The organism is Paenibacillus sp. MMS18-CY102, assembly GCF_009789195.1.
Taxonomy (GTDB): Bacteria; Bacillota; Bacilli; order Paenibacillales; family Paenibacillaceae; genus Paenibacillus_T.
Genome location: NZ_WSTC01000014.1, coordinates 25,058 through 39,213 on the forward strand (window position 1 = coordinate 25,058; position 14,156 = coordinate 39,213).

Genomic DNA, 14,156 nt, shown 5'->3' on the forward strand with positions numbered 1-14,156 from the left:
TTAATTATATAGTTGTTTAATCTGAAAAAAGAAGGCTTTTCAGCCTAAGGGGTTTTGAGCGCTAATATTTGCCCTGTCGTTGCAAGAAACGCTTGCAGCTGTGCTACAGAATCCTCGATGTCTAGCTCGTAATAAATTTCCGTACCGATTTTGTTCGAGGTAATTAAACCGGCTTGTCGCAAAATTTTCAGATGATGGGAAATCGCGGAGCGGGACATTGGCGAACGTTCTGTAATTTGGGCTACATTCAATGTCTCATGCTTAGTCAAAAGCATGATGATATCTTGGCGAATCGGATCAGCCAACGCGAGGAAAATCGCACTACAGCCTCTTAGCTGGTCACGAACGATAAGCTCTAGCTGCGTTGTGTTCGATGGTTCCATGTGTGTGCAACAGCTCCCTATCATCCATCATATAACTAAATATTTAGTTGTATGAGTGGATTGTAATTGTCCGGGAATGAAAAGTCAAGGGACAGTATGCCCTGGACCTTAAATCTATCTTTTCATAAAAATAGACACATTTTTTACGAGTTTTGTCACACTTTCTAACGTATAATGGGTAAAAATGCCTAGTCATTTTTCCGTTATATGGATAAGGAGGATTGATGTTCATATTCCCGTTTAAGCTGCAGCATCGCCTTATAGGTTGGGTGCTATGGTTCATACTCTTTGTTGGAGTGGGCTGCATCGTGTATCCCCGAGTGGATGTTTGGATTCAACAACATAAGCAGGATGAACTATTAACGGAGTGGAATCAAGACATCCGCGTACCACCACGAATCGTCACCACACAAGCCGCCTCCACCGCAAATCCCACACCCGTATGGTCCCAAATCGATGGAAATCGCATGCTAGGCTCCCTGCAGATTGCTGCAATTGATTTGAATGAACCGATCATTTATGGCGCGAGTGCCGAGTCCTTGAAGAAGGGCACGGGAACCGTTGTTGAGGATCGGTTGCCAGGCCGTGAGGGGAACTTTGTTTTGGCTGGCCATCGCAGCTGGAAGTTTGGGCGGCATTTTAACCGATTGGGGGAATTAAAACTAGGCGATCTCATCGAGATCCAGACGTCGGCGGGAACATACCGGTACAAGGTATCAGGTTCTGCTATCGTAAGCCCGGATGATTTGACAGTGCTAGACGAAGTGGAAGGCAAAGCGCAGTTAACGCTAATTACGTGTTACCCGAAGCGGAACCCGACGCATCGCCTCATCATTCGGGCAGACCTGCAACAACAATAAGAAAAAAGCATGAAGAATAGGAGCTGTAGGATGAAATTATCAAAGCCATTATTGATGTTCGCACTCATCGTCTCATTAATCGTCAACTACACATGGATACCGCTTCCTAGCGCACAAGCTTCAGCAGCCAATGGCGTTATTCTCGATCTGAACGTGAACAAGAATAGCGTAGATTCGGGTGATACATTCACCTACCAAATTAATTTCAGTTTCTCTGCACTTGCAATAGGCTCGACTGATTTCTCGAAAGTTAAAGTCGAACTTCCCATGCCTGCTGGAGTAGAGTACGAGAATAGCATCTATCCCTCGCTAATTTCGGGCGTAACGAAAACAGGCAACATGCTAAGCTTTAGCTTCGGTCCAACGGGACCAAGCGCTGGCTCGACTTATTCCATCCAAGTCAATGCGCATTATACGACGCATACGACGCCAGAAGGGACGTCAACGACAACACAAGCAAGCGTTGTCCGTGACGATACGGTTGATCCGGCTTTGCCGATCTGGACTACACTGGAGCAATCGGGGGATGCAACGGTTATCTCCCATGCCAAAGCAAAATGGAAGCTGGAGAAAACGCGCGTTTCGCCAGAGCCGACGCCAATGTTAGGCGGAAATGTCCAATATGAGATTTTTCTGAACAATGAACAATCCGGAACGGATCATGGCGTCCTTGACATCGAGAACGTGACGATTACCGATATTTTGCCGCCTGAAGCTGTGTGGGTATCGGGAGGCTCGTATGATAGCGCAAGCCATACGGTTTCGTGGGGCGCTTATGGTTCGTTGCAGGATGATCAACGTTACTATGTAACCGTAAATTATCCGGCGATTGTGCCAACCCCTGTACCGATGCCGACTGTGGACAATAATGCTGTTGCGGACTTTAATCCGATTGCACAAGGTCCCGTACAATTGACCGCAAACTATCAGCATACCTTTATAGCCGCTCCTTCCGATCTTGGCCCAGGGGGCATTCACAAGTCGGTCGAATACCGCGAGCAAGAGATTTCCCCTGGCCAACAGGTACATTTTTATATCGATGGCATTCGCAACCGATCCAATACGGCAATTGATAATGCCAGCATCGTCGACATGACACCGAAGCAGGATACAGTTGGAACTGCGGTGCCGCTGATGCTTCACAGTGTAACGACCCCAACTTTCCAAGACGCTGGCACAACTTACGATGTGTATTATTCACTCGTTGCGAGCCCGGCGCCATCGGATTGGATTTTGTGGAAGGCAGTAAGCGCAACGGCTGCCGAAACGCTTGATGCAACCGCTCTGGGCGATGTGACAGGCGTAAAATATGTGTTTAACCAGCCGTTGCCGATCTCATTCCATCAGACCGGAACCCTTACTATGCTGTATGGCCTGCCGATGTCGTACATGGCGACCGCGGGGCAAAAGGTAGAAAACACAGCAACGTTCACCTATGACTTCGAAGGCACGACAAAGTCGGCATCCAGCAAGGATGCAGTGAAGCTTACGCCGGACCGCCCGCTCGTAAAACTGGACAAGTCCGTAGTAAGCGCTGGGCCGTTCAAGCCTGAGGACGTCGTCGAATTCGAGCTTGGCGTAACGAATACCGCATACACAAGTGCGAACTTCAATGACCCAATCGTGATTGACATGCTGCCGAAAGAAATCGATTACATTCCAAGCAGCTTCTCCTTGCATAGTTCGACGGGCTTCCAGGGCGGAGCAACGCTAGTGCTGGACCAGCTTACGCCTGATTTCCACGGCACTGGCCAGACGCTAATGCGTTGGAAGTTTGACCAAGCCGTAACCATGGGCAAGAACGATAACTTCACGATTCGCTTCAAAGCGAAAATCAAAAAATACACGCCTGCGATTCAGCTTGTGAATACGGCAGAGCTGACATCGAATGCACATACGTATTTCAATGATTATTACTTTGATCCAATGGCGACCGATACGGACGATCATGATGGCGACTCCGAAACGACGGATAAGCTGATTACGCATAAAGCGTACGTGGCGGTTAACAAAGTCGTACAGCTAACCTCCGTCAAGCAGGTACGCGGCGAACTGGATTCCGATTGGCAGATCGGTGACCTTGCGCATCTGGGCAATACGACGGCAGGCGGGCGAGTGGATTACAAGCTGACCGTAACGAACGAGAGCAACATTAACGTGAAAGAAATTGTTGTTGTAGATGCCCTTCCGAAAGTGAACGATGAAGGGGTGATCGTAAGCGACCAGCGTGGAACAACGTGGAGCACCGTTTTGACGGCGCCGCTTGATCCTGTTCCGAACGTAACGACATACTACAACACGACACCGAATGTAAAAATGGAAACAGCGACGAACTGGTCGTTAACGCCGCCGGCAGATTTGACGATGGTAACGGGCCTTAAATTTGTGTTTGATCCAACCTTTGAGCTTCAGCCTTCCGAATCGGTCGATATCGAATGGGCGATGAAAGCGCCAGTCGGCACGCCGAACTTTGAGATTGCTTGGAACTCCTTCGGTTATAAGGCCAAGGAAGATACAGGAGCGAACATCGTAGCTGCTGAGCCTCCGAAGGTCGGCATTAACATTCAGCCAGATACGCAAAGCTCGATAGGTGACTACGTGTGGGTCGACATAAATGAAGACGGCGTGCAAAACGAAGGGGCAGAATGGGGCCTCAACGGCATTCGCGTCGACCTGCTGAATGGTGCAGGAGCACCAGTCCAGAAGTTCGGCAAGGACGTATTCACCGTTACAGGCAATGATTCAAGCAATCATCCGGGCTACTATTTGTTCCCTAACCTTCCGAATGGCACGTACCGCGTACGTTTCCATCTGCCTGATGGATACACAGACGTACCGTTTACCAATTGGACGGTTGTTGACAGCCCGACGGGAACGGATGCTAACGATTCCGATGTTGTGGATGAAGCGCCTGTTCAACCGACAGCGATCAGCCCTGTCATTACGTTGCCGCTAGGCACGAAGGACTTGAAGTGGGATGCAGGTTTGCAACCGCCTAAGGGCAAGCTCGGCGACTATGTATGGAAAGACGTTAACGGCAATGGCATTAACGACGAAGCAGCAGCACAAGGCACGAATGGCCTTACGATTGAGCTTTATGACGAGACAGGCACGACGTTGTTAGCAACGGATGTAACGAAAAATAAAGGCGGAGACCCAGCGAAGCCTGGCTACTATGAATTCGATGGATTGCTTCCGAAGAAGTACAAGATCAAATTCCCGCTAGAAGACGCTTCTGGCAACATAATTACGTTTAAAAATCGCGGTTCGGATACGAAGCTGGATTCCAACGCGAATGCCAATGGATTCTCTGATGTGATCGACCTCAAGCTGGGACAAATCAACTTCACGATTGACGCTGGCTATGTTCAGCCAGTTTCAATTGGCGATTATGTATGGGAAGACCTTAATGACAACGGCGTTCAAAACGCGGGAGAGCCAGCAGTATCTGGCGTTACAGTCAAGCTTTTGAACAGTTCCGATACCGTGTTAGCAACAACGGCTACGGATGCAACTGGCCATTATTTGTTTAACAAAAAGCTTCCAGGCCAGTACAAAATTCAATTTACTGCACCTGTGGGCTATGCGATTGCGCGCATCAATTCCGGCGCAGATGATGCGTTGGATTCAGATGCGAGCCGCTCAACCGGGAAGACCGCTGCGTATACACTGAACCCGGGAGATGTGAACCTGACCGTAGACGGCGGCCTTGTGCGGCTTGCTAAACTCGGTGACCGCGTATGGTCGGATGATAACGATAACGGCATTCAAGATTTGGGTGAGCAAGGCGTAAGCGGCGTTACGGTCAAGCTTTATGACGAAACATCTGCTCTAGTCGGCACAATAACGACGGATGCTTCCGGGCTTTACAGCTTTGCTAACTTGACGCCTGGCAGATTTATTGTTGAATTCACGCGCCCTAGCGGTTATCTGTACGCTGCCAAAGGTGCGGGCGGCGATACGGCAGCGGATTCCAATGCAAATGTACCGGCGTTGGCATCGACGATTACGGCGGCGACCGACCCAGTTACGCTTCAATCCGGCACGGAAAACCTAACGATCGATGCTGGTTTGGTTAAGCTGGGCTCGATCGGCAACTTCGTATGGATAGACTCGAACGATAATGGCATTCAAGATGCTGCCGAGCCCGGGCTGTCCGGCGCAGTTGTCACGCTGGTCGACCAGACGGGCGCACCAGTTACGCAGGATGCGTACGGTACGGCTATTGCACCAGTAACAACCTCTGCAAGCGGCGCTTATTTGTTCACGAATCTTCCCGCAGGCCAATATCGCGTGAAATTCAAGCTGCCGACAGGCTATTGGTTCGCTGATTTGAACACGGGTGCAGACGATGCGGTTGATTCGGATGCTGTAACCGACTTAACAGATGCAACGGTAGGCATGACGGCAACAACAGCATTAGGCGTTGGCGAGAATAACCTGACGCTGGATGCGGGGGCGCTCGCGATGCCATCGATTGGCGACCATGTTTGGTACGATACCGATGGCGATGGCGTTCAGGATGCAGGCGAGACAGGCGCATCCGGCATTACGGTTGAATTGGTTGATAACGCTGATCTTCCAGTCACGGCCGATGCGCTCGGCAATACGATTTCGCCTGTAGTGACGGATGCGAGCGGCAATTATTTGTTCAAAAACTTGCTGCCAGGCACTTATAAAGTGAAATTCTCTGGCCTGCCAACAGGTTATGAATTTACGGAAACAGGCAATGGCACGGCGGCTAACGATTCTAACGCGAATCAAACGACTGGCATTTCCGGCCCTGTCACGATCGCGTGGCATCAGCAGGACCTGACGATTGATGCGGGTATCGTAACCCGTACTTCGATTGGGGACTACGTATGGTTTGATGCGAACGACAACGGCGTTCAAGATGGCAGTGAGGCTGGCAAAGCAGGCATTACGGTGAAGCTTTATGATGCTGCTAACCTGACGGCGCCGGTTGCAACACAAGTAACGGACGCGAACGGCAATTATCTATTTACAAATCTCTGGCCAGGCGACTACAAGGTCGAGTTCGTATTGCCAGGCGATACGTTCGTCTTCAGCAGCAAGAATAGCGCAAGCGCAACGGCTGCAACTGATTCGGATGCGAATCCGTCTGACGGTCTCAGCGACACGATACATGTAGACTCAGGCGATGTGATCCGCACGGTTGATGCGGGCATTGTAGAACTGGTATCCATTGGCGATTATGTATGGATCGACGCCAACAATGACGGTATTCAGACGAATGGGGAAACAGGCTATGCAGGATTAACCGTTCACTTGCTGGATAGCGCTGGCGCGCCAATTATGAAAGGTGGAGCAGCGGTAACGGCGGTGACGGACGCGAACGGCGCCTACAAATTCGACAAGCTGGTGCATGGCACATACAAGGTGAAGTTTGATCTTCCAGCAGGCTATTTGTTCGCTGGCAAGAACAAGGGAGGTTCGATTGCGGCCGATTCCAATGTAAATGCTGCAACAGGCGAGTGCGATGCGGTGGTGCTTCCTTCGGGCACGCATGACATGACTATCGATGCGGGACTAGTGCCATTGGCATCGCTCGGGGACTATGTCTGGATGGATTACAATCAAGATGGCGTTCAAGATAGCACCGAGTCAGGAATTAATGGTGTAACGGTTACGCTGTATGACAGTACGGGAACGACCGTTGTTGCAACAACGGCTACAGCGAATGATGGCAGTGGCGTAGCTGGTTATTACAGGTTTAGCGACCTTGCGCCAGGGGCGTATAAAGTAGCATTCCAACTGCCATCGGGCTATTTCTTTACGAAGCAAATTGTCGCGGATCCAGCAACGGATTCGAATGCTGACGCGGCGACTGGGTTGACGGATGTCGTTATCCTCGCACCTGGCGAGAACAATATGTCTGTTGACGCTGGCATGATCAAGAAAGCGAAGCTTGGCAACTATGTGTGGATCGACCAGAACGTGATTGGCTTGCAGGAAGCTGGCGAGCTGGGCATTAACGGTGTCCAAGTGAAGCTGATGGATGAAGCTGGAACAGTCGTAGGCACACAAACGACTGCGGACGACGCAGCAGGAAATCCGGGCTATTATTTGTTTATTGATCTTAAACCAGGCAAGTATTCGGTGCAGTTCATTCTGCCGACAGGTTATCTCTTCACGAATGAAGCGATTGCGGCTGCTTCGGCGGATACGGACTCCAATGTAAATACGAATGGCGTAACTGAGCAAGTAACGCTGCAGCCAGGCGAAGAAAACCTCTCGATTGATACAGGGGTTGTCGTGCCTGCGGCTGTCGGCAACTACGTCTGGAAAGACCAGAATGGCAATGGCATTCAAGAAGCAACGGAGCTTGGCGTCAACGATGTTGCCGTTAACTTGTTGGACGAGAACGGCAATGTGATAAGCACAACGACAACAGCCAATGATCCAGCAGGGAATGCAGGCTACTATGCCTTTACGAACCTGATTCCAGGCACTTATCAAATTGAAATGAATGCACCTGCAGGCCAAATGTTCGTTTACAAGCATGCAGGCACAGACCGAACGAAAGACTCCGACGTCGGAAATGACGGCAAATCGGATAACATTATTCTTCTCCCAGGAGAAAATAATGTGGACATTGATGCCGGCATTCAGCCTATTCCGCCAGTCGTACGCGCAACAGTGGGCGATTACGTCTGGATCGACCTGAATAACGATGGGGTTCAGGATGATTCGGAGCATGGGTTAAACGGCGTGGAAGTTAAATTGATCAATAAATACGGCGCATCGATCGCTACCTTCGTGACGAAGAATGATTCCCACGGAAAACCGGGGTATTATTTGTTCGATGATCTGCTGCCGGACACTTATTCGATCAAGGTAATGGTTCCTTCCGGCTATACAGTGACAAGCAAGTCCACTAGCGCCGATAAGGGCAAAGATTCGGATATCGATGCCAACGGCGTTTCCGAGCAAGTGACGCTTCAGCCGGCCCAAATCCGGTTGGATCTCGACGCGGGGCTCGTCCCGCTAGCCTCCCTTGGCAATTATGTATGGATTGATAAGGACAAGGACGGCATTCAAGATGCAGGCGAGCTTGGCTTAAATGGCGTGACCGTGATTTTGCATAATGCTTCGGGTGCAGAAGTCGCTACTGCAATAACGGCGAATTCGAATAGTGGACAAGCCGGCTATTATGGATTCAAGGATTTGCTGCCTGGCCAATATTCGGTGACATTCATTATTCCGAGCAGCTATCTCGTGACGAAGCAAGAGGCGGGAAGCTCACGGGCGAATGATTCGAACATTGATAAGCGTGGCGAAACCAAATCGATCGTCCTGCAGCCAGGCGAATCGAATGAGACGATTGATGCAGGATTCTATCTGAAAGATCCAGCCGTTCCTGCAACGCCAGACGGCGGCACCGATACGGGGACGGATAACGGAACCGATCTGGGTACAGACAATGGAACGGACCCAGGCAATGGAGAGGGTTCGAACGGCGGCGGCTCTAATGGCGGACATACCGGCAGCAAGCCTGATTCAAGCTCTGGCACAGGCGCTAATGGCAATGGAAACCAAGGCAAGCCGAATGGGCAGCCGAATTCGAACTCGAGCAACAGTTCCACGGGCAATGGCACAAATACACAGCAGCCTGGAACGCCTCAAGGAACGTCTACGGGCTCCAAAGGCAACAATGGCAAAGAAGGCGGCGGTACGCTGCCACAGACGGGCGAAGCGATGCCGTTCTTGCCAACGGTTGGCTACATGCTAACGGCAGCTGCGCTTCTGCTTCTCTCGACGCGCAGGTATTTGAAGAATAAAATGACGAAGTAATGCGTGAGCTGGCTGAACGGGAAACCATCCTGTTCAGCCAGTTTTTTGTTGTGGCGCCAGTCGTTTCGCCAATCTGCTAGCCCTTGCTTCCGTGCTATAATGCACACAAGGAAACGCAAGAACGGAACGGTTAAACATCAAGGAGGGAATTGGCGTGAGGCCGACGGTAACAGGGAATTCCCATGCAGAGGATTGGTATCGGTTGAGAGCAATGGCTTTATGTAAGCGGATAAACAAGAGGCCCGCCCCAAAAGCCGTTGCCAATCGGCTTTGAAGGCAGTCTTTTTAGTTGTTTCAACGATGCAAATGTGCCGTGTGAGGCGGCCTTAGCGAGCCCTGAATTGCTTCAGAAGCTCTTCCTTAATAAGGCTCATGAGCAGCTTGGAGGACGAAGAGCGATACGAAGCGTTCCGTAATTGCAGCATGCCAACTGATATTGCAGGGTCGCGCAATGCGACCTTCAATTGCTTTATGCCCTCCGGCAATGGCGTCGACGCTAGGACGGCGCCTACGGAGCCAGGCAACTGCTGGACGAATCTCGGGATAGCGGAGATTTGGCTGACGTTGTAAAGCAATGGCGTTTTGGCGTAATAGGAAAAATGCTTGGCTAACCGTATCGCATACAGACAAGTGCTTCCGCCTGCAATAATTAGCCCGCCTAACAGCTCCTCGAACGGGATCGATTCCCGCTCAGCGAAGGGATGGCTGGCAGTTGCAATGAACGTAATGTGCTCATCGTATAAAGGTTCGAATAACATAGGCGCAGGATCAGCCGGCTCTCCACAGATCGCAAAGTCGAGTTGCTGTTGCATAACCATGCGGCTCAAAGTGTCGGTGTTGCTAATGTGCAGTTGGCATGCAATTAGGGGCTTTTGTTCGGCGAAACGCCCGATCGCGCAGGGCAGCACATGCTCTGCCAGCATTTCGAGGCCCCCGAAGCTTAAGCTGCCAACCTCTTCGCGCTGTAATGCACGGGCTTGCTCCGCAACATCGTTCCAATGCTGAATCAGGCCGTCGATTTCTGCTGCGAATAACCGCCCAGAAGCGGTTAACTCAGCATCCCATCCCCGCTTAAATAGCAATATCCCCAGTTCCTTCTCCAGCCGCTGAATTTGATTCGTGACGGTTGATTGCGCATAGTTTAATTTCGCAGCTGCCTTAGAGAAGTTGCCTTCTTGCAGAATGGCCCGAAACGTTAGCAGTTCTTTTAGATCCATAAGGTGCTTCTCATCTCCATCGATCAAATTGAATAAGATATTCATTATATTCAATTATACAAATGAAGTGAAGGGGATTACAATAAGGCTAACTCGTGGAAGGAGTGATGCCATCTATGCCATTCGTTAGAGTAAGTTACCTCGAACAAGCGTATTCGGACCAGCAGCTAAAGGCAGCCAGCGAAGCCATCATGGCCGCGCTAACCGTACATTTTAACGTCCCGGAGGACGATTATTTTCAAGTGTTCCATGCTCACCGAAAGAGCGAATTTAATTACAGCCGGAACTATTTAAATGTCGAGCGAAGCGACGGGCTGCTTTATATCCAAATAACGCTGAAGTCAGGGAGAAGCACGGAACAGAAGAAAAGCTTCTACCGATTGCTGGCGGAGAAGCTCTCGGCGGCACTTCCTATGCGGCGGGAGGATGTATTCGTTGTGCTGGTCGATACGGAATTCGAGGATTGGTCATTCGGCAACGGCATCGCACAGATGCTTAACCAACCAGAGGCACAAGCGGAGGCGTTAGGATGAAGCATCGGCTTATCCACTCTAGTGCGCGCGACACGTTCGGCGAGATTGCTCCTGCATTCGTTCAGTATTCGGAAGAGGTGCTGTTCGGCGACGTATGGAGACGGGAGCAGTTGCCGCTGCGGGACCGCAGCCTCATTACGATAGCAGCTTTAGTGGCAGGTGGATGCATGGAACAGCTGCCCTACCACCTTGGGCTTGCCCGTGAGAATGGCCTGACGCAGGAAGAAATGGTTGAAGCGTTCACCCATTTGGCGTTCTATACGGGCTGGCCTCGCGCGGCAGCAGCGATTCAAGCGGCGAATGGCGTATGGTTGTCGGAAACCCATGAGTAAGAAAGCTCCTGCGCCAGCCGCGGCGAATTCAATGCCAACGAAGATCAGATACGCGGTTCCTTCGTGCAAAACCTGCCTTCTGAGCCAAATTATTGATTCAGCGAGATTATATCATGTAAGATAAGAGCGTCAATCATAAATAGTCATCGTGATGTGAGAATAGAAGGAGAGGTGTAGTGCGGCATGCCTGCGGAACGGAAGCATGAGCAATTTGTTTTATCGCTGGGGAATGATCTCTGGCTGCGCGGTGACGTCCGCGTGATCGATGATGGGCAGGCTAAGCCTGTAGTTATCGTTAGCCACGGGTTCAAAGGCTTTAAGGACTGGGGCTGGTTCCCTTATGTAGCTGAATCGCTAGCTGAACGTGGATTTGGCGTGATTTCGTTTAATTACTCCCGCAATGGCGTCAATGAAACCGATTTTGATGAGCTGGAAAAATTCGCCCGGAATACGTATTCGCGAGATCAGGAGGATCTGGCAGCGCTCTACGCCGCTCTCTTGCATGGTGAACTGCCGCTGGCATCGATCCTGAATTTGCAGCATTTGTATTTGGTTGGGCATAGCCGGGGCGGCGGATCCAGCATCGTTTTCGCTGATGAGCATCCAACGGCGATCCGGGCAGTTGCGACTTGGAATTCGAATGCGAACCCGAATTTGTTTGATGCGGCATTCCGTGATGAAGTACGCCGTAATGGCGTAGCTTATGTGGCGAATGCGAGGACGAAGCAACAGATGCCGATTCGCGCCGATTTCTTCGATGATTTGGAGCGCAGTGGCGAACGATTTAACATTGCAGCCCGTGCGGGGCAGCTAATCACACCGCTGCTCGTCATTCAAGGGGATCGAGACTCGGAGCGAATTTTGTCCGGCAATCGCCAATTACGGGAATCGGCGCAGCAGGCGTTACATATAACAATCGCGGGTGCCGACCATACGTTTAATAGCGGACATCCTTTCGTAGGGACATCGGACGCACTTGAGCACGCTATCGCGAGAACAGCCCAGTTTTTCCACGAGATCGGAAGAGATTAATATCGGCAGAAGGCAGCGCCCCCTTAGCATGATGTACAATGGTATAGATTATTTAAAAAAGAGATTGCATCTCAGCTGAATATCTTGTATTTTGTTTAGGGGGGCTAAATGATTTGTCTCATCCGTTTGAATCATTCATCGGTTATGGCATTAAGCAGTTTTTTCGGGCATTTAATGATTTATATGATCAAAAATTAGCTGATTACGGCCTTACGGCCGCTCAGGTGAATGTGCTAGAGCAGCTATGGACGGCGGGAGACGGCCAGACGCAGAAGCAACTGCATGAACGGCTTAGAATTCGCCCAGCCTCGCTCACGAATTTGTTGGATACGCTTGTGGAAGGCGGATGGGTTGCGCGTAAGCTGGATGCAGGCGATGCCCGTTTGAAGCGGATTTTTTTGACCGAACAAGGGTTGGCGCAGCGGGATATCTGTATGGGCATGATTATCGAACTCGAACAGCTCGTCCGCCAAGGCATGATCCCAGAGGAAGTGTCGCTAATGCTGGTTTGGTTGAACAAAATGCGGCAGAACTTGCCTGAATAGGTGACGATAAAGAGAGGAAAGGTATATTTTTTTAGATTATTAATTAGGTAGACTAAATAAAAGTCGGAGGAGACTATATTTTATGAAACTGCGACAAGTTGCGCCTAATGTATACGCGTTGCCGCTAGGCAACGTGAATGCTTTTTTGCTTCAAACCGCTCATGAAGGGCTTGTGTTGATCGATGCTGGGGCGCCGGGCAAAGCGGAAGCGATCTTAGCAGCGATCCAGAGCCTTGGGTACAACCCGTCTGCCCTAAAATCGATTATTCTCACGCACTCCCATCTGGATCATGCAGGAAGCGCAGCTGCTCTGAAGCGGCTCGTGCCTCATGTGCGGCTGTATATGAGTGAAATCGAGGCGCCAATCGTGGAGGAAGGACGGAAGCCGCGGCCGATGGTGCCCTCGCCTGGTTTGATGAATAAGCTTTTGTTTGCTGCATTTGTGAGAGATACGCCGGTTGAACCTGTGGCCATCGATCGGAAGTTGAAAGATGGCGAAACATTAAGTTTTGCAGAAGGAATGAAGACGATCCTCATACCAGGCCACAGCCAAGGGCAACTCGCGCTGCTGCTGCCGCAGCATGGAGGCGTTTTATTCGCTGCGGACGCAGCTGCGAATGTGATGGGGCTGAACTGGAGCATTGGATATGAGGATCGACAGGCTGGCATTCGCAGTTTGCAGCAGCTTGGGAAACTGGATTTCGAAATTGCTTGTTTTGGACACGGCAAGGAAATCAAGAAAGCGGCTGCAAGCAAATTTCGCAGCAAATGGCCGTCCTAACCAATGCTGGCAATGACAAAAAGGCTGCCCATGATCACTCAATCATGGGGCAGCCTTGCGTTACTGATGCCTTGCATCAATAATTGGCTAACATCCTTCAGCCAGTCTCCGGAAGAAATGGTATCTGGCCTGAATAATAAGCAATACAGATAAGCCCCTCCGATCAAATCGACCAGAAGATCCACATGAACATCGCTGCGAAGTTCTCCACGTTTGATGCCACGCGTAATAATCTCTGCAAAAGCAATTCTTCGAGGCTCAATGAACTGCTTCTTATATTGTGCGACCAGCTGTTCAGAATCGATAATGCCAGCGATAAACCGGCGGATGGACTGCGGCTGCGCCCCGAAATTTTGATAAACCCCATTCAACATTCCTGTAAGCAGCATACGCAAATCTTCCAAAGCATGCCCCGTATCGGGAATCGCCATCTGATGCGATGCTTGGCCGAAGAGATCCGTGAGCAACTGTTCTTTGGTCGCCCATCGGCGATAGATCGTGGGTTTGCTGACGCCTGAGCGTAAGGCAAGCGCATCCATGCTAAAGCTTTGTACGCCGTTTTCCAACATAAGCTCGCGAGCGGCCTGCAGAATGATCTGATCGGTTTGCTCTTTGCGCGGTCGCCCCGGTTTTCGGTTGCGTGATGTGTCCATAGGGC

At 50.7% G+C, this 14,156-nt stretch carries 10 protein-coding genes; 7 read left to right on the forward strand and 3 right to left on the reverse strand.

Annotated features, from left to right (window positions below; translation table 11 throughout):
* Positions 1 to 44 precede the first annotated feature (44 nt).
* Positions 45 to 383, reverse strand: a complete 339-nt coding sequence (locus GON22_RS12000; protein ID WP_160396338.1) for an ArsR/SmtB family transcription factor — start codon at positions 381 to 383, stop codon at positions 45 to 47.
* 224 nt (positions 384 to 607) lie between these two features.
* Between GON22_RS12000 and GON22_RS12005 the strand changes: the two genes are divergently transcribed.
* Both GON22_RS12005 and GON22_RS12010 read left to right on the forward strand, forming a co-directional pair.
* Positions 608 to 1,243 (forward strand): class D sortase, encoded by a 636-nt coding sequence (locus GON22_RS12005; RefSeq protein WP_160396339.1) that lies wholly within the window; start codon positions 608 to 610, stop codon positions 1,241 to 1,243.
* Between the two features lie 30 nt (positions 1,244 to 1,273).
* The gene (locus GON22_RS12010; RefSeq protein WP_160396340.1) at positions 1,274 to 9,058 is read left to right on the forward strand and encodes an SdrD B-like domain-containing protein; all 7,785 of its coding nucleotides are present in this window, start codon (positions 1,274 to 1,276) and stop codon (positions 9,056 to 9,058) included.
* Positions 9,059 to 9,384: 326 nt separating this feature from the next.
* On the opposite strand, the gene GON22_RS12015 is transcribed toward GON22_RS12010, so the two are convergent.
* Positions 9,385 to 10,275 (reverse strand): LysR family transcriptional regulator, encoded by an 891-nt coding sequence (locus GON22_RS12015; protein ID WP_160396341.1) that lies wholly within the window; start codon positions 10,273 to 10,275, stop codon positions 9,385 to 9,387.
* Between the two features lie 116 nt (positions 10,276 to 10,391).
* Here GON22_RS12015 and GON22_RS12020 point away from each other — a divergent pair, with 116 nt between their 5' ends.
* From GON22_RS12020 to GON22_RS12040, 5 genes are all read left to right on the forward strand, one after another.
* The gene (locus tag GON22_RS12020; RefSeq protein ID WP_160396342.1) at positions 10,392 to 10,808 is read left to right on the forward strand and encodes a tautomerase family protein; all 417 of its coding nucleotides are present in this window, start codon (positions 10,392 to 10,394) and stop codon (positions 10,806 to 10,808) included.
* Entirely contained in the window at positions 10,805 to 11,140 is a 336-nt protein-coding gene (locus GON22_RS12025; RefSeq protein ID WP_160396343.1) for a carboxymuconolactone decarboxylase family protein, read from the forward strand. Before GON22_RS12020 ends, GON22_RS12025 begins: the two co-directional genes overlap by 4 nt.
* 183 nt (positions 11,141 to 11,323) lie before the next feature.
* Complete coding sequence (locus GON22_RS12030) at positions 11,324 to 12,172, forward strand: alpha/beta hydrolase family protein (protein ID WP_160396344.1); 849 nt, start codon at positions 11,324 to 11,326, stop codon at positions 12,170 to 12,172.
* Positions 12,173 to 12,285: 113 nt separating this feature from the next.
* Positions 12,286 to 12,717 carry a MarR family winged helix-turn-helix transcriptional regulator gene (locus tag GON22_RS12035; protein WP_160396345.1) on the forward strand — a complete coding sequence of 144 codons (432 nt, stop codon included), beginning with the start codon at positions 12,286 to 12,288 and terminating at the stop codon, positions 12,715 to 12,717.
* A gap of 82 nt (positions 12,718 to 12,799) precedes the next feature.
* Positions 12,800 to 13,498, forward strand: coding sequence for an MBL fold metallo-hydrolase (locus tag GON22_RS12040; RefSeq protein WP_160396346.1), 699 nt, complete (start codon positions 12,800 to 12,802; stop codon positions 13,496 to 13,498).
* Positions 13,499 to 13,536: 38 nt separating this feature from the next.
* Here the strand turns inward: GON22_RS12040 and GON22_RS12045 are convergent, their stop codons facing one another.
* Positions 13,537 to 14,151 (reverse strand): TetR/AcrR family transcriptional regulator, encoded by a 615-nt coding sequence (locus GON22_RS12045; protein ID WP_160396347.1) that lies wholly within the window; start codon positions 14,149 to 14,151, stop codon positions 13,537 to 13,539.
* Positions 14,152 to 14,156: the final 5 nt, after the last annotated feature.